Here is a 22,888-nt window from a genome sequence, read left to right as displayed (position 1 = left end):
ATTCTATTGAGAATTTTTTGGCTTCGCGTCAAGGCAGCTAACGCACATAACGAAAATTTCAAAAAGTTGCCTTCTAAAGATCAGCTAGCCGTGCTAAAGGAATGCCTCCTGAACAATCCGTCAGAATCAAATCTGCGTAATCTTGGGAATTTTCTGAAAAAAAACGGTCTAGACCAAGATGTGGAGTCTTACCGTCCCTTCCTAAAAAAGCAGCTGGAATTACGAAATAAGGCAAACGCCCTGGAAGAAGACAACCAACTGTTCGAGCAAGAAGCGGACTGGCTAGACCAGATAACGCCCCCGGAATTCAGCGAAGCCGACCAAGAACGGCAGAACGGCAACAAGGAAGCACACATCTGCCTTTGGCTAGAAGGAATCAACCGGCTCTATTCCGACAAGGCAATCCAGGAACGCCTATCAAGCCTCATCCCCCACTACCCTAAGGCGGAACTCCTGGCAAGGCAGTACACTGAATTAGCCGAATTGAGAGACAACAGCGCCGCAGATGACGCCTCCCTAGAAAAGATCCGCAAGGCTAAGGACGCCTGGATTCAGGAATTATTAAATTACGAACCGTAAAAAATTTGCACCATATAAGAAGAAGGCTCGCCGAAGCGAGCCTTCTTCTTATATCTATCGGATTCTCTAAATATTAGAACCAGCGCCAGGTCAGACCGAAGAGCACCATGTTCTTAACCTGAGCATCTTCATCCTGATCCAGGTCGTAAGCCATATCGAAGCCAACCTGCAGTTCGATCAGCGGGGCAATCAGAACAGTCAGCAAGTTTTCCCAACGACCGTCAATTGCGTTGACACCTTCAAAGTTGGTGAATGCCCACAGACGGCTCTTGAAGCTAACCACATCAGAAAAGCCGTACTTGAATTCAGTAACGGATTCCAGACCCGGTTCATCCTTCACGGTCTTAAGATGGTCGCGTTCGCCACGAGCAATCTTTTCGGCACCGTGTTCATCAGCGTAGCCGTAGCCGTTAGAAATGGTCATGCGGTTTGCAAAACCGAGACGCTGGCTAAACATATCATTGGGGATATAGGCAAGACCGGCAACCTGAGTTTCGTAAGCAGGGTCCATAAAGCTGGAGACAGCCTTCTTGACTTCGTTACCATCTTCATCTTCGCTATAGGTGTAGCCGGCAATCATCTGAGTTTCAAAACGGTTTCCGACGTAGGGCTTCAGCACTTCGGTCATGTTGAAGTCAAGCATGGATTCCCAGAAAAGACGGTCAGAGGACTTACGACGGCCCTGGCCATCGGTCCAAGTCTGTCCGAGATCGATATCCACCAGGTTACGCCAGTTGGCAACCTTCCACTTACCCTGCACGTCTGCATCAAAGGTCACCAACCAAGTGTAGTTGGAAGTACCATCCTGCTGCCAGTTGTGGAAGTTGTAATAGTTATACTTGACACCGGCAACAACATCAGCAGTCCAGTTTTCGGGCAGAGCGCCTTCGAACATGCCACCTTCTGCCATAGCAGGAGCAGCCAAAGCACATGCTGCAACGCAAGACATAAAGAAATTCTTCAACTTCATATGTTTTCCTTTTTTTTGAGCCTGGCATACGCCGCGGCGGTTAAGTTAACGAAAAGATAGAACTTTTATTTTTATTATAAACCCCATTTTTTTATATCAACGCCCTCATTTGTGCAAATAATCACGAGGTTTACTATAATTGTCAGTATGAATCTCCTCCCCAAAATGATAATACCTTTCGGATTAACCCTTTTGGGGGCGGTTCATTCAGGCGCTGCCGAAGCACCCAAACAGCCCTCCGATATAAAAATCGAAGTTGGGATCGGCACACGGAACCAGGCTCCATTGGTACTGGTCGCAGGCCTTGACTTCAGAAGCCTTGCCTTTAGAGTGCAGGGCATGGGCATGCATTACGGCGAAAATGATTTTTGGGCCAGCATCAGGGGAAGCCTCCTCTGGACTTGTTTTAGCGAACTCCCCTTCAAATTCGATGTCGGCATTGGCGCAGGCTACGAATACGCCGAAGCCCCCAACAAGATGCACCAGGCCATAAACAACGCCAACAAGAAAAAGTACGCGTACCCGTTCAACTACAAGGAAGAACTGGACATTTCCATGGAAATGTGGGTCCACATGTACGGTCTATATACACAAATCAGCGTGCCGTTTTACCAGTTCAAGGATCACGACGCCCCAAATGTACTGTGGGGCGTAGGCTTTACCTACACCCTTTAAATATAGACGAAGCCTCAAAAGGACAACGCAAACTTTTTGGAAATAAAAAAAGAGACTCCCAAAGGGAATCTCTCTTTTTTTCGTTGAGTTACCAGGATTCGAACCTAGACAAACAGAGTCAGAATCTGTTGTGCTACCGTTACACCATAACTCATCGTCGGTGAGCCAAAGTTAACTAATAAAATTAACCTTGGCAAGGGGTTTTATTCATTTTTTTCAGAAAAAATGCTGAGATTGATTGGACTATAGGTCATCCACTGTACCTGTTGGACACTTCCCTCGGGCAAAGACACCGCATTCTGGGTCACATAGTACATCATGGGGACCTCCATCTCACGCAATTTTGCCACGACCTTGGGGTCGCCGGAATAGAGAATCACATCCTGTACGCCCATAGGCAGATCCACTAGAGAAGCCTCATCGTAGCAAGTGACGTCGCGAACAAAATGGGATGTACCCTTAATACCCACAACAACGCTATTCAGCATGCAGTCACTAGACTGGGTCGTATCTTCGCGGTCAACAACCAGGGCAACACCATAAGACAGTCCCGACGGCTTGCTCAACGTGTCTACACCGACATCCAGCGTGTCCTTCAGATTCTTGACTTCACCAGCCATCACATAGCGGGACACGCCAACCTGGACCGGGAAGCCATCCATCATCAATCGATATTCAACTCTGAAGGAATCTTCGGGAACGGATTCCGGAACAGGCAACCACCAGCGGCCAAGGCTATCCGTCTTCGCATTTACAACAAATTCAACAGAATCACCTTCGACAAAGTCAAAGCCGTACAGATCCGTAATCAGCATGACTTCCACACTGTCACAAGGCTTGCCGCTCTTGCAAATAACGGTACCGCTAATACGGGATACGACCTTAGCGACTTCTTCCTCTTCCTTGATCAGGGAATCCACGTCAGACTTAATGCTCCAGATGAACGGTCCCTGTGTAACGGTATCTCCGGCAGCAACAGAGTCCTTCAGTTCCCAGCGGCGATAAATCAGGCTGTCCGCGACACCGGAATCCTGCAGCTTGGCAACAATCTCCGGGTCCCAGGGGAAGAACGACATCCAGCCAGTACCAGCGGGAATCATCAAGCTGAACGAATCGCCAGCAAATACGCTCTGGAAGAAGGGCGTTCCTGTCAGGCTAACAATAAAGTGGGAGCCAACCTTCACTGCAGAATCGGCTTCTTCATAAAGGAGAACGCCGTTAAACAAGGCGGCCTTTTCTAGCCTGATGGAATCGTAATCGTCAGACTTCGAAGTCGTATACGGCAGGTAGAAAATTTCAGATGCCAAGGAATCAAAAACAGCCAACTGGAAGGTGTCAGCCATTGCAACGGCAAAGGCGAACCGACCTGCAGAGTCCGTCACAGTATCCCTAGACTCGGGGATTTCATAAGAATCTGCCTCAGAGCTTGCCAACCTGGCCATCCTGACAGTAGCGTTCACGGCAACAGAGCCATCGGCACGATGGACCACGCCGGCCACTTCAGCTTCAGTTGTAGCAATGGTATTGCCCGTATCAGTCACAGTTCCTGCAGTACTGGAGTCACTGGAACAGGCACTCACGAAAGCGAGCCCGGCGACGCAAAACGCCACCAGCATCAAACAATTCAAAAAGCGAGTCCTCATGCATCCTCCTCATCAGGTTCCGGAGGCAAGGCAACCTTTTCCTTACTCAGCGGAAAGAACTGAATATTCATCTGGGCAATCATAGTCTCGCCTTCGTCGGAACGGACAATGTCGACAACTTCCTTGCGGAACAAGTCAATCTTGCTGATAATACGTTCCAGACCTTCGGCAGACACGCTCATTGTCATGCAAGATACATTTCTACGTTCGGTGCTGTAGTGATCCAGGGCATCTTTACCCAAATCAATCATCTGTTTCTGGAACTGATGAACGAACAGCGGAGCGATTTCGGACCCACTGAAGATGGCCTTGTTCACAGAACGATAGCAACCGGTAATATCCAATTCGATCAACTGCAGGTTCAACAGGAGCTGAATAGCCTGTTTTGCCTGCGGGAGCGTGATCTTCGGGTTCAGGAACAGCGCCAGTTCCTGAATATTCTTCTCGCCAATATTCAGCACGGAAAGGGCTTCGCGAACAGCCACATAATACCACTTGCTGTAGTATTCCTGCTGGTTCTTGGTCAAAGACTTGATGGCACTGGGCAACAGAGCAGACATCTGCTCGAAGATAGCCTGCTTGGATGCCGGAGTAGTAGCATGAGTAAAATCAACCATCAAGGTAAAATAGCGGCCTTCCTTCTCGTTCAGTCCCAGCGCCGCAATAAACTTCGGCAGCATCTGGGGCGTAAGAGACTTACGGCCACGAATCAGGTCTAGATAGAATCCAGAAGACGAATACCCCGCCTTCTTGGCAAAAGACCTATAGGAAAAATACCGCTGGACAGACTTCCGGTAGTCATAATAGTCCTGCAGGTACTTCCTGTAATTGTAATATGCATAAACGTTCATCAGCAGGAAATATAATTTTTTCGGACATTTTTGGGAACACCTTCTTTGTAAAAAGCACCCCCTTGACGATGTAAAAAAAGCCGCTTTACTACTAGTATCAGCCTAGAGAACACCTAGAGAACACTTTCGTGAACACCATGCATTTTTCCTATACCCACCTTAAAAAAATTAGCCTATATTTAGGGAACACCCAATCCCATCCCTCGGACTTCCGCTTCACTCCAAGCGGAAGTCCTTTTTTCTTTATAATTTTCCTTGTAAGATTCCATACGGGAACAGTCCACGTCCGTATACAGAACTTTATAAGTTACTTTTATTATTTCATCCTTATTTTTCTATCTTTGTATACATGAATTCGTTCAATCCATCATCTATAAAGGGCTTTTTCCTTAGAATATTACGACTTTTAGGTGCTCTCGCCCTCATTTACTGCAGCATGGTATTCTACCTTGCACTTACAGAACGCCAAATCGCATTTCCGCGGGCAATTACCCACAAAGAAGCCAACGCAGCGATTCAGGGCAAGGCAAAACAGATTTCCTGCACGCTGGAAGACGGCAACATTTTAAGCGGTTGGCAGCTCGGTTCGGATAACAAGTCCATTCTGCTCTATTTCCCCGACACAGATGAAGATGGGGCCCAATTTCTCGCCGAAGCGGGAGAAAATGCACAAAGCACGCTAGTCACATTCAATTATAGAGGCAGCGGAAACAACAAGGGAACCCCCTCCTCAGAGAATTTTCTAGATGACGCCAGGCAAATCACCGCTTGCGCAAGCCAAATTACCGGCAGGGCGCCTGAAATAGTCGCCGGAAGGGGAATCGGAGCTATTTTAGCCGCAGAACAACTTAAATACACAAAAAAAAGCAGTTTATTTTTAATTGACCCCATCAGCAGCATTGCCGACAAGATCAACGAAAAATACAGACTTCTTTATCCCAAATTTTTGATACGGACAAAAGTCGACATGCCCGACTTGAACGAAATAGCTATTCCAGAACAGGTTATTCTCATTCAGGATAGACAAAATAGGCAAGAAAGCAACTTGATTTTCGAAAAAGAACACCCCAATTTCAAAAAAATCAAGGCTCAAGGCAGTCCCTTAAGTAATAAATTAAACCAAGCCTTACAACATCTTACTGCCCAAACAAGGTAAAAAAAAGGCGTTTTTCCCCAGTTATCTATGTGATTTACCTTACATAATGTAGCCTTCACAACAAGCATTATTGTTTTTTTTCTTATAATCATTGCATTTAAGGTTTAAAAATTGTTAATTTACAAGCAAAACAACAAATAAAAGAGGTGTAATAATGGACGGAATTATTGTTAAAATGGACATTCGTGGCTTCATCCGCTTCCCGGCAGAAGCTATTCGAACCATGAAACTCGACAAAATGGCCAAGCAGACAACTGGTCCCCGTGGCGAAACAATCGATGTTGGCCCCTATGCAGATATCGAAGTTGACCCGGTAGGCAAGCGCGTGGCTATCACTCCCGTTAAGGAAGCAAAGGCTACTTCTTTCCGCTTCATTCTGGGTGTCAACGGTTCCAAGTCCAAGTTCCTGTATTTCAAGGGTGCCCTTAACGCCATCGGCGAAAAGATCGTAACTGGCCCCTACATCCTGGAAAAGGAAGGCAACAAGTACATCTTCACCAGCAAGAACGCCTCCTCCAAGAAGAAGGGCGAATGGAAGCTTATCGCATGCCGTAACTCTGTTGCAAACAAGACCATGCTCTCCATCGACTCCCGTGGAACCATCATTTTCGACCGCAACTCCAAGAATGCAGTCAACACGGCCGTAAACAAGACCATGGTTGCAGAATACGACAAGACCAAGAAGGTGTTCTCCCTGACTTTCAGCAAGGACAAGGGATTCATCAACGTTCGTACTATCGCTAGCCACGCAAACGCCTCCTTCATGGGAACTCTTTCTTCTCATGGAATCGCTCTCCCGAGACAGAGCTACCGCACCGAATGCAAGATCGAAGGCAAGGTCCTGTCCTTCAGCGTTGCCTCCCTGGTCGCAGAACAGAGAGCGGCAGCAAAGGCTAACAAGAAGTAAGCCTTAAGCGAGGGGATCGTCATGATAGATGTTCTTAAGGCATTTTATACCGTACACTATAACTTTGGAGCCATTTGCGTGCTCCTCGCGCTTCTTTGCATCTTTTTTCTCACGAAAAAGAACTTTAGAGGCGCACTTATAGCCCTCGCGGTTATTATCGCACTGAATGTTTTCATTTTCAAGAGGACCGACGGAAACGCCTGGACCATAACTATAGAGCTTCCCGAAGAAACCAACAGTTATGGATTTTCCAGCAAGCCCGATCCGATTGTGATGACTTTTTCAGCGCTCAAGAATTGGACTATCACCGACGCCAAGGGCGAAGTTCACCATTGGTGCTGGGTAGACGCTTACTGGGATAGCTTTGCTAGCATGGATCTCGTCGCCAAGATTTGGGGTTCAAACTCTAGCAAGAAGATGATGCATTCCACAGAGAGTCGCGCAGACGCCTTCAACGGGAACTAAGCCCCTACAAAAAATCCTTTAAAACTAACTCACCTGCTTCCATCTGGACGTAGGTGAGTTTTTTCATCCAGTCCCCGGCAGAAGCGACAACACCATTCTTAACAGGCCATACTCCCGCTATATGGTGATGCCCCAGAACGCAGTAGTCACAGCAGTTCTTTTTCATAGCGCCGCCGGCCCATTCCAGATACTCGTCCATATTGATGACTCTTGTTTCGCCAGCCTTGCGGCTACTACTGCCAACAAATCGAGCGAGACTCATCCCCCAATCCGGATGGATCAACTTAAAAAGTTTGCGGTTTAGCGGAAAATCAAGGATTTTTCGCATGACGCGATAACCCTTATCAGACTTGGCAACGCCATCGCCATGGCAACAGAGGACCCTTTTCCCCTGAACCTCAAGAATAACCTGCTTATGGACTTGAACGCCCAGCGTTTTGGGGAAGAAATCCTCATAGGCAAAATCATGATTTCCCTGAAGAAGATGAACTTCCACACCGGATTTCACCAATTCCCGAAGAGAAAAATACAGTTCAAAATGGTTTCGGCAAACGTAATCTCTATACTCAAACCAGAATTCAAACAGGTCGCCCGCAATGACCAAGTGAGAAATTTTACCGCGTAGCTGATTTAAAAACTGCACAAGTTTCTCTTCGCGATTAGCAACACAGAACGGAGTGTTCACACCCAGATGGGCATCAGATATAAAGACTACTGGTAAATCCATATCCGCAATTTAATAAAACAATAGGAACTCCCATACTTTTGTATCTTTACAAATGATGTTTTACACGAGAAGCAAAAGAAAAATCAGCGTTTTGATCGCTACGATACTGTTGGCCTTTTTATCGGGCTGTTCCGTAAATCTGCAACAAGGAAATCTAGAGAACATTCCCTTAACTCAGGAAAAGTTCAGTTTCTTTGGAAATATTCCCTTCGTTTATGGCGGAGACAGCCTGGAATTAAGCCAAGATTTGCTACGTGCTTACACGGCAGCGGCAACGCCAGAGGATTATCCAAGAAATTCGTGCCGAGGCAACGCCGAAATCATCGCATCAGTCAAGCAGGAATCGGCCCCGAGTTCATGGACTTTGGGAGCCGTGATTATCCCCTTTTGGCCAATCCTCCCTGTAGATGAAACCTTAAGCTTTACCCTCCGCGCCCGCATTTTCTGCAATGGCACTCTGGTCAAGCACGTTGAATTTTCGGAACAGGAACAGATCAAGGCCACCGTATACGGCCGCATGCGAAGCGACCTGATTAACAACGCCGCCAAGGAAATGCACCGCAAATTAATTCAGAGGCTCCGCTTCGAGTTACAGGGTTCCCGTCAAGCAGATTTAAATTCCGTACTCAGCTACAACACCTCATTATAAAGATTTTTACCATGGCTCATACACTATACATTGTCGCGACTCCCATCGGCAACATGGAAGACATCACCTATCGAGCAGTCCGTATTCTCAAGGAAGTTCCTCTGGTTCTGGCAGAAGATACCCGTCACAGCCGAATCCTGTTCGATGCCTACGGCATCAACACGACCATGGAACCTTATCACGATTTCAACAAGGAAAAGGTCACGCCCAAGTACGTTGAATTTCTAAAAAACGAGGGCGACATTGCGCTGATAAGCGACGCAGGAACCCCAGGCGTAGCCGACCCGGCATTTAACCTAGTTAGAGAATGTGTCCGTGAAGGAATCGACGTTCGAGCCATCCCCGGCCCCTGCGCCATGATTACCGCCCTGATCAGTAGCGGTATGCCTACCGACCATTTTGCATTCCAGTATTTCTCCCCTAAGAAGAGCGCCCAGCGCATCCACTTACTAGAAAAACTGAAGGATGAGGAAGCGACCCAGATTTTTTACGCCAGCCCCCACAACATCGACAAGTTCGTCGAAGAAATCAAGCTCGTATTCGGAGACATCAAGATCGCCCTCATGCGAGAATTGACCAAGAAGTTCGAGGAACATCTTATTGGGACGCCGACAGAAATTTCTGCCCACTTTAAAAGTCATCCGCCCAAAGGCGAATTCGTATTAGTTTTCAACCCTCAGGACAAGAGCGGTCTTTAACGAGTTTTTTCATGGAAAAGGTCAAACGATATATTTGCGAATTGCCGAAAGCCTACAAGATTTACGCTGCGGTAACCTTCATTGCTGAAATCATTATTTTTGCAGCAAGGGCTGACGAACCTGGACTCTACACCCAGAACATCCAGTGTATTCCCTTTATATTGGCACTTCCGTTTCTTTTTGTCAAAACAATCCGAAAGAACTTTACTCGTTGGATTTACACGTACAGCGTCCTATCCTTTTTAAATCTGGCCATAGACTACAATACTGCCAACTATAATGGAGCCGGCCATGCTGGTATCGTCCAGATCGCCATGACGTTCTGCCCAGTCGGCCTGTTCTGGCTAGTCAATTTTTTCCGCTGGAACATACGCAGAATCAAGGAACAGGATTCACGAACCGCCTTGATGCTATGTACTTTCTCCTGGGGACTTTATGCGTTCGCCTACCCACCCATGCCCCTTGGCCCGGCAGCGTTATTGCAGCTAGTTCCCTGGTTTATAGTCCTTAACCGTTACGGAAGGCAACAGGCCCTGTTCGCCACATTCTGGTCAGCCATCCTATACAATACAATCAACTACTACTGGATTTACAATGTAATGCATGTAGAAACAGCTCCGTCGGGATTGATATTGTTCGGACTGTTCCTACTCATCGCCTACTTCAGCATATACAACGTTCTTGCCGCGTACGTCTACACTCTAGCAGCAAAGGCCTCCATCAAAGGCCATCGTTTACTGCTCCCCCTTTTCCCCGTATTTTACGCAGGTCTTGAAATGACTCGTACCCGAGGGGATTTCAGTTTTCCATGGAGCCACCTAGGTTACACCTTCGGAAACCATCTGGAACTTCTGCAAATGCTCCCTTGGGTCGGCATCTTTGGTTACACGATCATGGTCGTTGCCTCCAACCAGGCCGTCGCCCATGCCTTGGCCAACTGCAAAAATCTCAAAAAGGCACTTCCCATTTTCTCGGTTCCCGCAGTCATTTTCATACTGCTTCTAATTCAGGGTTCAATTGTTCTTTCTTCAAAGGAAGCCCAACCTTTCAACAACGCTGATTCCCCCGAAAATCCATCAATTGCCCTGGTCCAGCCCAGTATCGCCCAAGGTGCCAAATGGAGCAAGGACCGTTTTGACTCCATCGTCAACAAGACAATCGGCATGGTAAACGACAGCGTGCGTGCGGGAGCAAACCTTATCGTCCTCGCAGAGACCGCCATTCCCGACCACATCAGAAGGCAGCCCGCAGTCATCCGACTCCTCAACAAGACGGCCACACTGAAAAACGCACAACTGATGACCGGAGCCCTAGATTATAAAAGAAACCCTCCTGGCAGCATTCGCAAGTTTGACATTTATAACGCCTCTTTCCTGTTCAGACCCGGCGAATCGGGATACAGCCGATATATCAAGAAGCATTTGGTACCTTTCAGCGAAAGAATCCCCTTTGACGATATATTCCCCATTTTGAATTATGTGGACCTGGGCGAAGGTGATTTTGTTCCTGGCAAGGAAACCCCCGTATACGGACCTTACGACTGGACTCCATACATTTGCTATGACGCCATTTTTGGTGATTTAATTCGAGAAGCCATCCGCAGCGGTTCCCGCCTTATGGTGAACATCACCAATGACGGTTGGTTCGGCAGAAGTACGGCCCCCTACCAGCACTTGAACCTGGTTCGCTACCGCGCCATAGAAAATGGAATGCCCGTAGCAAGATTGGCCAACAGCGGTGTTTCTGTATTCATCGACCAATATGGGCACTTCGATCTAAACACTAAACTTTTCACCGATGCCGTCATACAGAGAAAGGTACCTCTTAAAACAAGAGATACCTTATATAGCCACATCGGCGATCATGTAGAAACAGGCCTTTTAATATTCTTCCTGGCGTACTTGATTATCGCCCTGACATTAAACTGCCGTTGCTTTCGTAAAATTAAAGCATAAGCATCGGAGGCCAATGGCCGGCCTTGGGGCGTTCCTTAAATTCAGCATTGGGCAAGAATTCTTTCAAACCCAACGTCAAACTAGGTAAGACGGCCTGGTTCATACGTCCAAACAGGACCTTTGTTTCTCCGTTATCTTCAATTTTTGAATCAATTTTATTTCGCACAAGATAATTCAAGCCATCACCAAGTGCGTTTTTATCCATTTTCAAGGCGGCACTGAACCATTCATCCTGCCATTCGCCAAACTCATTTTCCAGGAACTCCATAAAAGCATTCAAGGTCGGTTCAGCAGCATTTCGAACCTGCCTGGCCATAAAAGTCAAAGTTTGATCGGTCCAGTTGCTTTCTTCATCACAAAAATCTGCATAAGGCGACAAAAGAATCCACTTCTGACCGCAAGGCTTATTCTTGGCATCCTTAAGCAAAGCCAAGGCGCCAAGCCCCCAAGCGACAACAGTTGTCGCCTCGGAAAGACCCTTTAGGCCATACATTCCGTCTAAACAGGAAACCATGTCTCCATACGAGACAAAGACGTGTTCAGCCTCCGGATTTGCACTGATAAGATCATCCTCCCACAGACTCAAATCCGAAGCCCAGTCGGGAAGCCAAAACCATTTTTCCATTATAGCATCCTCATGCAACGTCTTTATTAAACCATTAAACCTGTTTTAAATATATAGTGTTTTTAGGGAATGGTATACTTGTCATTAAAAAAACGCATTGTTCATTAAAAAAAGTTTACTTCCACTTTGACATATGCCAAATGATTGGGTAATTTTATTCATATGAACTTTGTAAATTACGCAATTGGATTTCTGGTACTTTTTGCATCGATTGCCGCAGCAGATAACGGCACGGTTTCTACACGTAAGAACGCAAATTCCGCATATAAGGAATTAGACGGCTCCTCAACCGCCAAGAAAAGCGGTGGAGAAATCAAGCATACAGATCGCTATTCCCAATATGAGGGAAAATACGCTCCCAAGGATCAACCCCAGAGTCAGCCCCAGGTCATAACATCCATTCCCGAAGATTTTCCACATCCGGTCATTATGGTCATTCCCGCCTTAAATTCTAAGGGGCTAAGCGGTCTTCAAGTTGTAACAAACAATCCCCTTGCCAGGGCGGCCATGGACGGAATTAACGAATACTTGACTCAACGTCGGTATGAAGTCAAGTATCTAGAAGGAAATGAAGCGCTAGATAAAGTCATCCAGGTACAGAACAGTCTGGCCAGTTCCGATGAGGATTTGGCCTACTTGGCCAGTCTCGTGCTCAATGCCGATGTCTACATCAAGTTTTCAGGCTCTGTAGACCGCCGTGGTATTGTTACCGTAGAATTGAACGCCTACGAGTCTTCAACGGCTAGACTTCTAGGAACCCAGAACTCCACAATCGACAGCCACGGCAGAATGGAGAAAATTGACCAGCAGGCAAATTTGAAAACTGCCGCGAAAAAAGCCATGCCCGGACTGGAATCCAAAATTTACGCCTACTGGGCCGATGACCTTCGAGAAGGCAATAAATACAAGGTCATCATGAACATCCGCGGCGATTACGACGACAGCCAAATTGAGGATGTTGAAGAGGACATTGTCCAGAACGTGAAAACCAAGTTCAAAAAGGCAAAAGTCAACACCATGACTGCCAAAACCATCGACATGGTTGTCTACAGCGACTCTGACGACGTAAACGACGTCTATAGCCAAATTCGCAAAGCCGTAAAATCAACCGCCTCCACAAAGAAGATCAACATCACCAAGAAGCTGATCATAATGGATGTTCTATGAAGACTCTTAAAATGGTAGCGCTGTGTACTATGCTTGTCGCCTACGCCCAGGCAGGCAAGATTATTACCTATACAGCCACTTCGCAGGAATCCCAGGAAGAGGCAAACAATGCCGCCATCGCAGGCGTTGCAAAGCAAATTTCTGCACAAGTCAAAGTCAATCAGACTTTAAACAAGGAAGAAATTACATCTGGAAAAGAGAGTTCCTTCAGCGAAAGTTTTCTCTCTAACAGCAAGGTTTCCAGCGACATCCAGGTTAAGGGAGTCGTTGTAAAAAAGGAACCTGCCGCCAAAGGTTTCAAGGCTACGGCGACACTGGACCTTGATGAATTCACCGCAGACATTCAATTCAAGATGAAATCTATCCAGTTAGACGTTACAAAACTGGAAGAAACGGCAAGGGACGCACTAAACAAGGGAAGGTTCGATAGTGCAATCGAGGCCATCGAAAAAGCAAAACCCCTTCCTGCGCAATACAATGTCCTGGTCAATGAACTGGGCAAGGTATACCCCATAAACGAAAGTCATCGTTTAAAGCATGACCTCCAGGGAATAAAATCAGACATCGTCCGTGAACTTTCCAAATTAAAATTTGAAGGTCCTAGTCAACCGCTACAACTGTCAAAACCTGAAATTTCGCCCCTTGAAGTAACGGTATCTAACGAAAAAGAATTCATCGAAGGTTTCACGCTCGTCGCAAAACAGGGGCGAACAGTTCTAGATGAAAGACGAACTCAAAAGGACGGAACCGCAAGATTCAACATAAAAAACATTGACATCGACAAAGGTCCCTTTGTCATTGTAATCGAGCCAAACCTGCCTGAAGATTACCTCACCGCATCTGGCTTACGCAAGAAAATTGAAATCGATTTCAAGGTTTCCCAGACCCGCTGCAACATAAATGTTCAATGTAAGGAAGACGCAACGATTTGCAGTGCCCTTGAAAAAGGGTTGGCAAAAAAATCAATTTTTATTGATTCCGATGCAAAATCACCCATTCTAAAATTAAACATTTCAACAAGTGCAGGAAAACCCATAGAATATGTTCCGGGAAAGTTCACAACACCTTATGACGTGAATCTGTCCCTAAAGGGAGACAATATTACTTTCCTTACATCGGGCCATGAAAACGGCAAACGAGAAATGGATGCCACTATTGCTGTCATAAAGAAGATCAACTTTACGCCGTTAAAGAAACAATTAGACGATTATTGTAAATAAGATAAAAAACACATTTAAACGCAAAAATACACCCTACATTTTTGAAAAAAAAAGTTCATGGTCTAACATCAGTCCATGAACTTTCTATTTTCAAACCAATGAGAAAGAAGAGTTCCGTTTCATCAATAGCAATGTGGGCGATACTTTTATGTATAGCCCTGGCCTCAACTGCTTTTGCGGGGATCGGCTTAAAAAACGGCAGCGATAAAGAACTGCCAGCCCGTCCTGTAAACAGCTATGTCTACGACGAAAATCGTTTAATGAGCGCACAGGAAGTGCAACAGTTCAATCTGATTGCAGAAGAATTATACAGGAAGGCCGGTGTAGGGTTAGCGGCCGCCCTTATGAACGACATTGGGAACAACGACTACAGGGACTTCGCAGTCCGTACGGCGCAGAACTGGGGCGTCGGTGGAAAATCCAATGAAGGAATTTTGATTTTCGTCGCCCAGAAGCAACGTCGACGTAGCGTGGAAGTCGGTTATGGAGCCGAAGGATACCTGCCTGACGCCCTTGCAGAAAGGTTGCAACAGGCAACACTAGTTCCTGCATTTAGGCAACAAAAATACGGAACGGGAATTTTAGCTCTAGCCTGGGAAATTGCACAAGTCATCGCAAAAGAAAAGAACATCCAGCTAAATATCGGCGAAAACCCAGTTCCCGAAGAAAGCGGAGTTCCTGCACGCATGGTGCTGTTCATCATGTTTGTCGCCTTTATGCTGATGATGGCCAAGTTTAGTGGAAGCCGCGGAAATGGTTGCCTCTGGTTTATGCTGGGCAATGCCATCGGTAACGCTAGCCGAAACAGCGGAAGCCGCGGTGGCTTTGGCGGAGGATTCGGCGGTCGAGGAGGCTTTGGTGGCGGCTTCGGCGGAGGAGGCTTTGGTGGCGGCGGTTCCGGCGGAAGCTGGTAATAATTTAGCGCGGCACAGGCAAAACGCCCCATATGATTTTTGCAATCCATAAATGGATATAACTTGAATTTTTAGATAGGCATTTGATATATGAAAAAGAACTTGAGCGTCATCGAACTACAGAATTCCGACTGGCCCCGCCTTCTGCAGGAAACTTTAGGCGACAACCTGATTTCGGCTTTCGCCCACGGCGACTGTCTGATGGAAGGTTTCAATTCCATGGAATCCCCCTGGACTATCAGCTTCATTCTGAGGGACAACTCCAGCGAAAAGATCGCCCCCCTGCAGAACCTGCTGAAAAAGGCCAAGAAAGAAAATATTGAATTCCGCTATTACTTCACCCTAAAGGAAATCCAGTCTTCAGAAGACGTCTTCCCGTTGGAATTTCTGCACATCGCCCATCGCAACGCAGTCATTGCCGGTGCAGCTCCCCTCCCCAATTACGAGCCCAACATGGAATGTCTGCGTCTGGAATGCGAACGCGAGTTGCGCGGTTTGCTAGTCCATCTGCGCAGGGCCTTTACCTACCTCAAGGAAGATCGCAACCCCCTGGGATTCTTCGTACGGGCAAGTTCCACCATGCTTCCTACCATGTACGGAGTATACTACCTGAACCACAGGGAATATCCCGAAAATCACCAGCAGATCTTTAACGACTACCCAGCCTTGCAGACTCCCATCAGCAGCAAAAACGAAAAACTGTTCCTGGACAGCGTGAATAGCTATATTAGTACCGTCACAGAAATAGTCAACCTCGTCGACACCATGGAGGTGGTATGAAAAAGGTAATTATCGGCACTCTCGTTTCCGTCATCTTGCTTGCAGCAATCATTGTTGGCAAGTCCGTTAGCGTCTATAACAATATTATCGCCTTGGACGAAGGCGTAAAGGCCCAGTGGGCTCAAGTCGAGAACACCTACCAGCGCCGTTTTGACCTGGTTCCCAATCTTGTGGCTACCGTGCAGGGTGAAGCCGACTTTGAAAAGAGCACCCTGACTGCCGTTGTGGATGCCCGCAGCCATATGGGCGGCGTCGTTAAAGTTGACGAAAACGTCCTGAACGACGAAGTGGCCATGAAGCGCTTTCAGGAAACCCAGGCTACCCTGGGCGGCGCCCTGCAGCGTTTGATGGCTGTCAGCGAAAACTATCCGAACTTGAAGAGCAACACCAGTTTCCAGGAACTGCGCGTGCAGCTTGAAGGTGCAGAAAACCGCATTGCCGTGGAACGTAAGCGTTACAACGAAGTGGTCATGCAGTACAACACCACCATCCGCATGTTCCCCAACAGTCTGATTGCCGGATTTGCAGGAGCCAGCCCCAAAGTGCAGTTCTCTGCAGACGCAGGCGCAAGCACCGCTCCTACAGTAAAGTTCGACACCAAGTAATTCGAGTTTTGCCCAATGAAATGTACCCGAATTTTAGGCACAACCCATCACGGCAGCTATAAGAAAGTCATCGACGTCCTCTTTACCAAGGAAGAACTGTCGATGCGAATGAATCGCAAGACCGCCAGGGACGGAGTAGAAATCGAAATTGAAGTTTATGAAGACCTGCAGGAAGGTGATATCATTGCCGAAAACGACTCCTACGCCTATGCGGTAAAGCTATACGTGCCTAAATTACCCAAAGAAAATCTGAATCCTGAAATAAGAGTCAAAAATTACCTCTAGCACAAAAACTCCCGCGGATTAAATCCATGAAGAGGCCTTTTTTGTAAATTGAGGTACAGGAGTTGTTTATGGAAAAGTCTTTTCAGAAAAACATTTTAGTCAAATGGTTCCTGGCAATAACCTTTGCACTCATGACCTTCTCGGGAAGCGCCGAGGCGGCAGACTATTCCGCAGAGGAATTGGATACATTGGTCGCAACCATCGCACTTTATCCAGATCCGCTGTTGGCCCACGTTTTAACGGCATCAACCCACAATGACGAAATTCCATCGGCAAGCCTCTGGGCAAACGCCCACAAGGGTTTCAAAGGTGAAGCACTCACGGCGGAAATGCAGCGCGCTGGCCTTGATTACGACGCCAGTGTTCTAGCCCTGATTCCCTTCCCGACGATTCTTGCCACCATGGCAAAATACTCCACCTGGACATCTCAGCTGGGCAGAGCCGTAAAGAATCAGAATGGCGAAGTTATGTTTGCAGTCCAGCGTATGCGCCACGCTGCTTATGACCACGGGAATCTGAACTCTGACCAATACATAAAAGTCGAACGGGATGTATACATAACAATTGAACCGGTGAAAAAGGAATACATTTATGTTCCTGTCTATAACCCCTCTGTAGTGTATTATGTTCACACAGACCGTTATGTACCGATGCACTATGGCCATGTGGTCTGGACTGGATACTGGTATAACGATTGGGTTTGGGGCGACACCTGGTTCGAATGGCATAGCCACACCATCCGTCACCATCCGCGTCCACCTAGACCGCGCCACCATTACAATGCACAGCCCCCAAGGCATGGCGGACATTCCTACGCACCGGCCCCATCCCAGCCCCAGAGCCATCATCGCCTTCCTGTTAGGGAAACTAGTCCCAAGCCTTCAACAAAACCGCAGCCTGCAAAGCAGGAACAACAAAGACCTACATACACGAAAACAGAAAATGTACATCCTCAGGAAGAATATAGACCTGTCAGCAATCCGCAGAACTTGACAAGAAACAAGAAGACGAATTCTTCCCAGAGTTCAACCTATAACGACGACCGTAAATATGACGATCGCCGCAACGGAGATGATCGTTCACGAGAATCAAACAGCCAAGGTAATGGCGGTTTCCGCAGAAGCATTCGTCGTTAGATTTTCCTTTTTCCCAATTATCACTTGGTAACCAGATGTCACTATACAACAGCATTCTTGAAACTATCGGTAATACCCCCCTTGTCCGCATAAACAAACTGAATAAGGGTGATGCCGAAGTCTACGTCAAACTTGAAATGTTCAACCCCCTGGGCAGCGCCAAGGACCGTGTGGCTCTAGAAATGATTGAAGCCGCAGAAAGGGAAGGCAAACTGAAACCCGGCGCTCTGATTATCGAACCCACCAGTGGAAACACCGGCGTAGGCCTCGCCTATGTTGGAGCCGTAAAGGGTTACAAGGTTGTGCTGACCATGCCCGACTCCATGAGCATGGAACGACGCATGCTGCTGAAATCCCTGGGAGCAGAAGTTGTGCTTACCGAAGGTGCCAGGGGAATGGCCGGCTGTATCGAAAAGGCAAACGAAATTGCGGCAGCAAATCCTGGGAGCTTTATTCCCCAGCAGTTTGAAAACCCCGCCAATCCCGACGCCCATTACAAGACCACCGGTCCCGAAATCTGGAGAGATACCGAAGGCAAGGTGGATGTATTTATCGCTACGGCAGGCACAGGCGGAACTGTCAGCGGAACCGCAAAGTACCTCAAGGAAAAGAATCCCAACCTGCATGTAATCGCTATCGAGCCCGACGACTCCCCTATGATTTCCAAGGGCGTTGCTGGCCCCCATAAGATCCAGGGTATCGGGGCAAACTTCATCCCCAAGATTTATGACCCCAAGGTGGTGGACGAAGTCTACCTGACCAGCACCGAAAAGGCTGGCAAGGCCGCCCGCGATGCAGCGGCAGAAGAGGGAATTTTTGTGGGTATTTCTTCCGGTGCAGCCCTGGAATGCGCCCTTACCGTGGCAAAGCGTCCTGAGTTCAAGGGCAAACGCATTGTGGCCCTGCTCCCTGATACCGGCGAACGCTACCTCAGCACCTGGCTGTGGACAGAAAAGTAAAGGGATTTTTCTACATTTTTCCCGTAAAATTATGGCAAAAACCTAAAAGGTTAGAAAATGGACATTCCTGAATCTTCGAATTTTATTCAAGACATTATCGTCAACGACTTGCAGACCGGTAAGCGCAACAAGGTGCTGACCCGTTTCCCGCCGGAACCTAACGGCTACATTCACATTGGCCATGCCAAGTCTATCTGCCTGAACTTCGGCACCGCCCAGAAGTTTGGCGGTTTCACCAACCTCCGCTTCGACGATACCAACCCCACTAAGGAAGATGTGGAATATGTGGATTCTATCCGCGAAGACGTGAAGTGGCTCGGTTTCCAGTGGAAGGAAGAATTCTTTGCTTCTGACTACTACGACCAGATTTACGCCTTTGCAGAAAAGATGATCGAAATGGGCAAGGCTTACGTTGAAGACCTGACCCGCGACGAAATGCAGGAATACCGTGGTAACGATGCTGGTAAGCCCTCTAAGCCCAGCCCCTACCGCGATCGTAGCGTTGAAGAAAACATGAAGCTGTTCCGCGAAATGCGTGACGGCAAGTATGCCGATGGCGAAAAGTGCCTCCGTGCAAAAGTTGATTTGGCTAGCCCCAACATGAACATGCGCGACCCGGTGATTTACCGTACCAAGCACTGCACTCACCACCGCACTGGCGACAAGTGGTGCATCTACCCCATGTACGACTTCGCTCACCCCATTAGCGACTGGATCGAAGGCATTACTCATTCTATCTGTACTTTGGAATTTGAAGCCCATCGCCCGCTGTACGATTGGTTCCTCATTGAACTGGGTCTGGAAAACCGCCCCCAGCAGATTGAATTCTCCCGCCTGAACTTGACCTACACCATGATGAGTAAGCGTAAGCTCTTGGAACTGGTGGAAACCAAGGCAGTCCTTGGCTGGAACGACCCCCGTATGCCCACGGTCTGCGGCTTCCGTCGTCGTGGTTTTACTCCCAGCTCCATCCGCGAATTCTGCAGCCGCATTGGAGTGTCCAAGGCTGAATCCATGGTGGACGTGAACCTGCTTTACTTCTGCATCCGTGAAGAACTGAACCAGAGCGCCAAGCGTGCCATGGCAGTCATCGACCCGGTGAAGGTTGTCATCGACAACTGGGAAGACGGCAAGGTGGAAATGGTTGAAGTTGAAAACAACCCCAACGATCCGAACGCAGGCACCCGCATGGTTCCGTTCTCCAAGGAACTTTACATCGAAGCCGAAGACTTCATGGAAGAACCTCCCAAGAAGTATTTCCGCTTGAAGCCGGAAGGCGAAGTTCGCTTGAAGGGCGCCTACTTCGTAACTTGCAAGAGCGTCGAAAAGGACGCAGACGGCAAGGTGACCGTCATTCACTGCGAATACGATCCTGCCTCCAAGGGTGGCGAATCTCCTGACGGTCGTAAGGTGAAGGGCACCATCCACTGGGTGAGCGCCGCTCATGCTGTAGATGCAGAAGTCCGTCTCATCGACAACCTGTTCACTCTTGAAGATCCGTCTGATGTTCCCGAAGGCGAAGATTGGCACAACTACCTGAATCCTGAATCCATGGTCATCAAGCAGGCTAAGCTGGAACCCAGCCTGGCCGACGCCAAGATGGAAGACCGCTTCCAGTTCCTGCGTCTCGGCTACTTCTGCCTGGATTCCGACGATTCCAAGCCGGGTAAGTTGGTATTCAACCGCACCGTTGGCCTGAAGGACAGTTTCAATCCTGCAAAGTAATTTGCGGAACGATTCTACGTTCTTGAAAAAAAATATAAGAGAAATCCATCGGCTTTTTCGCCGATGGACTTTTTTTTGTTGGAAGAAAAATCCGTACAAATTATCTGGAAAGCATCTTCCCGTTAAGGATAGCGATCCAATGCTTATTCTGAGCCTTGGCAGGAACCTTCATGGATGTAGAGCCCACCTGAATTCTAGTCTTGTAAAGAATAGCTCCGTTCAAATCCATAATGGCGAATGTGCCGCCAATATCTGTTTGAATTTCCAGGTTTGATCCGTTTACGACAAAGAAATTCGTGGGAGACAACCGGCTGTAATCCACAGCCAACGTCTGCGAAGATACAGTATCCTTCTTATCTTCGATGGTGGGAATATGAATCACCGGTTCCGTCACAATGGGATTGGCGGGTTCGGTGAAACCGAGCTGTTCATCCATCCAGGCCATACGTTCCTTCATCTTCTTGCGAAGGTGCTCCACTTCACCGTCCCAAGTGTCAGCGTTGTAACCACCCATGGCCATTCCCATGCCTCCGCCAGATTGATTGCAGTACTTCATAGGCTGAGGATCATTATCGTTCTGACCGCTAGACTTTCCTAAATTCGGCCAACGTTCAAAGTTACGGTCGGCAGCATTTTTCAAGTAGACCTTCATGGAATCCAGATAGGCATCCATAGTCTTGGTATGCCATACGCCACTACGCAATTCGGCCCAGCGTTTTTTCAATTCGCTTTGGTAACTCTGATTTTTCCACATGCTGGTAAGCCAACGAGGAGCCTTCAGGGAACTTCCTCCGAAGCCACCCCACATGCCGCCACCGCCATTTCCGTCGGCAATTTGCTTACTGCTGTTTTCGATTTGCCAGCCCGTGGTTCCCGAACTTCCGAAACCACCCATGCCACCGAAACCACCCATGCCACCGAAGCCGCCCCACATACCGCCGCCATTGTTCTGGCCTTCGGGAGAGGTACCGTTGCTCATCGCCAAGTTGAAGTCCCAGGGAGGACCTAAAGTGACCTTGCCGCCCTTGCTATCCTTATCTTTATGCAAGAAGAAGCTACACCAGTAGGAGTCGGCATTGTTCGTAACTTCTTGATGAAGGACGTAATCGACAGCGGACCCTACATCCACGTAGTTCTCGTAGCCAGAGCCACTCTTTCCGTCCTTGAAAAGACCTTCAAGATCGTTCAGGTACTTCTTCAGGTAATTTTCCTGCTGCTCCTGGATATTGTCTTTTTTAGGATAGTGGAGAATGACATTCAAACCGTCTGAAGTACTGAAACCTTCGTTATTGACATCACCGCTGCCTGCGCCGCCGGTGTTAGTGCCGGTCTTGTCGAATGCCCAGATGTAACCACCGGTCAATTCATCACCTTCAATATCTTCTTCCTTGAGTTTGGCCACATCCACACGGTACTTACCACGCTTGATTTTTTCAATTAGCACATACACACCGCGGTAAACACCATTGATATACAAGTCAAAATGCATGGTACGGGGGCTATAGCGGCCGGCCTGCCTAAAAAGCCAATGGGCCAGGGAGTTACGCATCATGCTCTTGTCCACGTAGGGACCATGGAACACCCAGTCGTCTGCTGCGGGGAGACCTAACATGCTTACATCGATTTCTCCACCAATGGAATCACGAACTTCAACACTATAACCCGGCTTTGGGAACAGGGCGGAAGATTGCCCTCTCACCTTAATTCCGATATCATAGAGTTTTCCCTTGGCGCTATCAGCTACAGAATTTGTAGCAGCATCCAAAACCCTCATAGTGGCAGGAATTTTTTCGGAAACGTTCTTGTCCAGACATTTTTGCTTTGTATCCACAAAGATAATGGGCAAGTCGTAGGTCTGGGCTATAGCCGCATTAGCAACGACCAAGCCAAACATACCTGCAAGAATTCGATTCTTGAAGTCCTTTTTCATTTTATTCTCCCAATAACAACATTCCTACCCTAAATTTAAAGTTTGTACAAAAAAAAGATTAATCGAATTTCGTTTTCGCGTTGTAAGGAGAAACAACGGCATTTTTGGAAAAGGAAACCGTACTTCAGCCATTTTTCATGGAAAAATACCCTATAATGTCTAACCAATCACTTTCTGTAAATTTCTAGTAAAAAAATAAGCTACATTAACTTTGAGTATTTTTTTGAGTTTGAGGCTGCCCTATGGAAAGCGCAAGAAAAATAATTA

General features: G+C 47.6%; 23 protein-coding genes and 1 tRNA gene. 17 read left to right on the top strand and 7 right to left on the bottom strand.

Annotated features, from left to right (window positions below; genetic code table 11):
- Positions 1-6: 6 nt before the first annotated feature.
- Positions 7-579 carry a hypothetical protein gene (locus tag BUB73_RS01195; RefSeq protein ID WP_101478802.1) on the top strand — a complete coding sequence of 191 codons (573 nt, stop codon included), beginning with the start codon at positions 7-9 and terminating at the stop codon, positions 577-579.
- A gap of 73 nt (positions 580-652) precedes the next feature.
- On the opposite strand, the gene BUB73_RS01190 is transcribed toward BUB73_RS01195, so the two are convergent.
- A complete protein-coding gene (locus tag BUB73_RS01190) occupies positions 653-1,549 on the bottom strand; it encodes a DUF3078 domain-containing protein (protein WP_073156104.1) in 897 nt (298 codons plus the stop codon).
- A 165-nt stretch (positions 1,550-1,714) separates the two neighbouring features.
- Here BUB73_RS01190 and BUB73_RS16765 point away from each other — a divergent pair, with 165 nt between their 5' ends.
- Entirely contained in the window at positions 1,715-2,224 is a 510-nt protein-coding gene (locus tag BUB73_RS16765) for a hypothetical protein (RefSeq protein ID WP_073283162.1), read from the top strand.
- Between the two features lie 83 nt (positions 2,225-2,307).
- Here BUB73_RS16765 and BUB73_RS01180 read toward each other — a convergent pair.
- The 3 genes from BUB73_RS01180 to BUB73_RS01170 form a co-directional block, all read right to left on the bottom strand.
- Positions 2,308-2,378 (bottom strand) — tRNA-Gln (locus tag BUB73_RS01180).
- 49 nt (positions 2,379-2,427) lie between these two features.
- Positions 2,428-3,867 carry a hypothetical protein gene (locus tag BUB73_RS01175; protein WP_073156101.1) on the bottom strand — a complete coding sequence of 480 codons (1,440 nt, stop codon included), beginning with the start codon at positions 3,865-3,867 and terminating at the stop codon, positions 2,428-2,430.
- On the bottom strand, positions 3,864-4,718 hold the full coding sequence (locus tag BUB73_RS01170; protein ID WP_073156099.1) for a TIGR02147 family protein: 855 nt from the start codon (positions 4,716-4,718) through the stop codon (positions 3,864-3,866). Before BUB73_RS01170 ends, BUB73_RS01175 begins: the two co-directional genes overlap by 4 nt.
- Before the next feature lie 349 nt (positions 4,719-5,067).
- Here BUB73_RS01170 and BUB73_RS01165 point away from each other — a divergent pair, with 349 nt between their 5' ends.
- The 3 genes from BUB73_RS01165 (at position 5,068) to BUB73_RS01155 (ending at position 7,246) form a co-directional block, all read left to right on the top strand.
- Positions 5,068-5,874 (top strand): alpha/beta hydrolase family protein, encoded by an 807-nt coding sequence (locus tag BUB73_RS01165; protein ID WP_139259073.1) that lies wholly within the window; start codon positions 5,068-5,070, stop codon positions 5,872-5,874.
- A gap of 154 nt (positions 5,875-6,028) precedes the next feature.
- Positions 6,029-6,781 carry a hypothetical protein gene (locus BUB73_RS01160; RefSeq protein ID WP_073156093.1) on the top strand — a complete coding sequence of 251 codons (753 nt, stop codon included), beginning with the start codon at positions 6,029-6,031 and terminating at the stop codon, positions 6,779-6,781.
- 21 nt (positions 6,782-6,802) lie between these two features.
- Complete coding sequence (locus BUB73_RS01155; protein WP_073156090.1) at positions 6,803-7,246, top strand: hypothetical protein; 444 nt, start codon at positions 6,803-6,805, stop codon at positions 7,244-7,246.
- A gap of 4 nt (positions 7,247-7,250) precedes the next feature.
- On the opposite strand, the gene BUB73_RS01150 is transcribed toward BUB73_RS01155, so the two are convergent.
- Positions 7,251-7,973 (bottom strand): UDP-2,3-diacylglucosamine diphosphatase, encoded by a 723-nt coding sequence (locus BUB73_RS01150; RefSeq protein WP_073156088.1) that lies wholly within the window; start codon positions 7,971-7,973, stop codon positions 7,251-7,253.
- 91 nt (positions 7,974-8,064) lie between these two features.
- Here BUB73_RS01150 and BUB73_RS01145 point away from each other — a divergent pair, with 91 nt between their 5' ends.
- The 3 genes from BUB73_RS01145 to lnt are packed head-to-tail and all read left to right on the top strand — an operon-like array spanning position 8,065 to position 11,275.
- Positions 8,065-8,622, top strand: a complete 558-nt coding sequence (locus BUB73_RS01145; RefSeq protein ID WP_249269320.1) for a hypothetical protein — start codon at positions 8,065-8,067, stop codon at positions 8,620-8,622.
- Positions 8,623-8,633: 11 nt separating this feature from the next.
- On the top strand, positions 8,634-9,320 hold the full coding sequence (gene rsmI / locus BUB73_RS01140; protein ID WP_073156085.1) for a 16S rRNA (cytidine(1402)-2'-O)-methyltransferase: 687 nt from the start codon (positions 8,634-8,636) through the stop codon (positions 9,318-9,320).
- Positions 9,321-9,331: 11 nt separating this feature from the next.
- Positions 9,332-11,275 (top strand): apolipoprotein N-acyltransferase, encoded by a 1,944-nt coding sequence (gene lnt, locus BUB73_RS01135; RefSeq protein WP_083539592.1) that lies wholly within the window; start codon positions 9,332-9,334, stop codon positions 11,273-11,275.
- On the opposite strand, the gene BUB73_RS01130 is transcribed toward lnt, so the two are convergent.
- Entirely contained in the window at positions 11,265-11,900 is a 636-nt protein-coding gene (locus BUB73_RS01130) for an alpha/beta hydrolase (RefSeq protein ID WP_249269319.1), read from the bottom strand. The two genes, lnt and BUB73_RS01130, sit on opposite strands and share 11 nt — an antisense overlap.
- A gap of 162 nt (positions 11,901-12,062) precedes the next feature.
- Here BUB73_RS01130 and BUB73_RS01125 point away from each other — a divergent pair, with 162 nt between their 5' ends.
- The 9 genes from BUB73_RS01125 to BUB73_RS01085 all read left to right on the top strand — a co-directional run bounded on the left by BUB73_RS01125 (position 12,063) and on the right by BUB73_RS01085 (position 20,691).
- A complete protein-coding gene (locus BUB73_RS01125; protein ID WP_139259072.1) occupies positions 12,063-13,067 on the top strand; it encodes a hypothetical protein in 1,005 nt (334 codons plus the stop codon).
- On the top strand, positions 13,064-14,287 hold the full coding sequence (locus BUB73_RS01120; RefSeq protein ID WP_073282992.1) for a hypothetical protein: 1,224 nt from the start codon (positions 13,064-13,066) through the stop codon (positions 14,285-14,287). Before BUB73_RS01125 ends, BUB73_RS01120 begins: the two co-directional genes overlap by 4 nt.
- 98 nt (positions 14,288-14,385) lie before the next feature.
- Complete coding sequence (locus BUB73_RS01115; protein ID WP_073283160.1) at positions 14,386-15,201, top strand: TPM domain-containing protein; 816 nt, start codon at positions 14,386-14,388, stop codon at positions 15,199-15,201.
- Between the two features lie 90 nt (positions 15,202-15,291).
- Positions 15,292-15,981, top strand: coding sequence for a hypothetical protein (locus BUB73_RS01110; protein ID WP_073156077.1), 690 nt, complete (start codon positions 15,292-15,294; stop codon positions 15,979-15,981).
- Positions 15,978-16,586: a LemA family protein gene (locus BUB73_RS01105; protein ID WP_073234093.1), complete on the top strand. Its 609-nt coding sequence runs from the start codon at positions 15,978-15,980 to the stop codon at positions 16,584-16,586. Before BUB73_RS01110 ends, BUB73_RS01105 begins: the two co-directional genes overlap by 4 nt.
- Positions 16,587-16,601: 15 nt before the next feature.
- On the top strand, positions 16,602-16,871 hold the full coding sequence (locus tag BUB73_RS01100) for a hypothetical protein (RefSeq protein WP_073156072.1): 270 nt from the start codon (positions 16,602-16,604) through the stop codon (positions 16,869-16,871).
- Positions 16,872-16,939: 68 nt separating this feature from the next.
- Positions 16,940-18,007, top strand: a complete 1,068-nt coding sequence (locus BUB73_RS01095; protein ID WP_073282989.1) for a DUF3300 domain-containing protein — start codon at positions 16,940-16,942, stop codon at positions 18,005-18,007.
- 35 nt (positions 18,008-18,042) lie between these two features.
- The gene (gene cysK, locus BUB73_RS01090) at positions 18,043-18,966 is read left to right on the top strand and encodes a cysteine synthase A (protein WP_073282986.1); all 924 of its coding nucleotides are present in this window, start codon (positions 18,043-18,045) and stop codon (positions 18,964-18,966) included.
- Positions 18,967-19,023: 57 nt separating this feature from the next.
- Positions 19,024-20,691: a glutamine--tRNA ligase/YqeY domain fusion protein gene (locus BUB73_RS01085; protein WP_073234095.1), complete on the top strand. Its 1,668-nt coding sequence runs from the start codon at positions 19,024-19,026 to the stop codon at positions 20,689-20,691.
- Positions 20,692-20,791: 100 nt separating this feature from the next.
- Here the strand turns inward: BUB73_RS01085 and BUB73_RS01080 are convergent, their stop codons facing one another.
- Complete coding sequence (locus BUB73_RS01080; RefSeq protein ID WP_083538071.1) at positions 20,792-22,621, bottom strand: CotH kinase family protein; 1,830 nt, start codon at positions 22,619-22,621, stop codon at positions 20,792-20,794.
- Positions 22,622-22,888 lie beyond the last annotated feature (267 nt).

This window comes from Fibrobacter sp. UWH6 (assembly GCF_900142465.1).
In the GTDB taxonomy this organism is placed as follows: domain Bacteria; phylum Fibrobacterota; class Fibrobacteria; order Fibrobacterales; family Fibrobacteraceae; genus Fibrobacter.
Note: the sequence above shows the minus strand (reverse complement) of the source record. Positions and strands in the feature narration are given on the sequence as shown.

Bases quoted from the DNA above. Each gene is read 5' to 3' on its own strand.
- BUB73_RS01190 (WP_073156104.1), bottom strand. From the start codon at position 1,549: ATGAAGTTGAAGAATTTCTTTATGTCTTGCGTTGCAGCATGTGCTTTG.
- BUB73_RS16765 (WP_073283162.1), top strand. From the start codon at position 1,715: ATGATAATACCTTTCGGATTAACCCTTTTGGGGGCGGTTCATTCAGGC.
- BUB73_RS01175 (WP_073156101.1), bottom strand. From the start codon at position 3,867: ATGAGGACTCGCTTTTTGAATTGTTTGATGCTGGTGGCGTTTTGCGTC.
- BUB73_RS01170 (WP_073156099.1), bottom strand. From the start codon at position 4,718: ATGAACGTTTATGCATATTACAATTACAGGAAGTACCTGCAGGACTAT.
- BUB73_RS01165 (WP_139259073.1), top strand. From the start codon at position 5,068: ATGAATTCGTTCAATCCATCATCTATAAAGGGCTTTTTCCTTAGAATA.
- BUB73_RS01160 (WP_073156093.1), top strand. From the start codon at position 6,029: ATGGACGGAATTATTGTTAAAATGGACATTCGTGGCTTCATCCGCTTC.
- BUB73_RS01155 (WP_073156090.1), top strand. From the start codon at position 6,803: ATGATAGATGTTCTTAAGGCATTTTATACCGTACACTATAACTTTGGA.
- BUB73_RS01150 (WP_073156088.1), bottom strand. From the start codon at position 7,973: ATGGATTTACCAGTAGTCTTTATATCTGATGCCCATCTGGGTGTGAAC.
- rsmI (WP_073156085.1), top strand. From the start codon at position 8,634: ATGGCTCATACACTATACATTGTCGCGACTCCCATCGGCAACATGGAA.
- lnt (WP_083539592.1), top strand. From the start codon at position 9,332: ATGGAAAAGGTCAAACGATATATTTGCGAATTGCCGAAAGCCTACAAG.
- BUB73_RS01130 (WP_249269319.1), bottom strand. From the start codon at position 11,900: ATGGAAAAATGGTTTTGGCTTCCCGACTGGGCTTCGGATTTGAGTCTG.
- BUB73_RS01125 (WP_139259072.1), top strand. From the start codon at position 12,063: ATGAACTTTGTAAATTACGCAATTGGATTTCTGGTACTTTTTGCATCG.
- BUB73_RS01120 (WP_073282992.1), top strand. From the start codon at position 13,064: ATGAAGACTCTTAAAATGGTAGCGCTGTGTACTATGCTTGTCGCCTAC.
- BUB73_RS01115 (WP_073283160.1), top strand. From the start codon at position 14,386: ATGAGAAAGAAGAGTTCCGTTTCATCAATAGCAATGTGGGCGATACTT.
- BUB73_RS01110 (WP_073156077.1), top strand. From the start codon at position 15,292: ATGAAAAAGAACTTGAGCGTCATCGAACTACAGAATTCCGACTGGCCC.
- BUB73_RS01105 (WP_073234093.1), top strand. From the start codon at position 15,978: ATGAAAAAGGTAATTATCGGCACTCTCGTTTCCGTCATCTTGCTTGCA.
- BUB73_RS01100 (WP_073156072.1), top strand. From the start codon at position 16,602: ATGAAATGTACCCGAATTTTAGGCACAACCCATCACGGCAGCTATAAG.
- BUB73_RS01095 (WP_073282989.1), top strand. From the start codon at position 16,940: ATGGAAAAGTCTTTTCAGAAAAACATTTTAGTCAAATGGTTCCTGGCA.
- cysK (WP_073282986.1), top strand. From the start codon at position 18,043: ATGTCACTATACAACAGCATTCTTGAAACTATCGGTAATACCCCCCTT.
- BUB73_RS01085 (WP_073234095.1), top strand. From the start codon at position 19,024: ATGGACATTCCTGAATCTTCGAATTTTATTCAAGACATTATCGTCAAC.
- BUB73_RS01080 (WP_083538071.1), bottom strand. From the start codon at position 22,621: ATGAAAAAGGACTTCAAGAATCGAATTCTTGCAGGTATGTTTGGCTTG.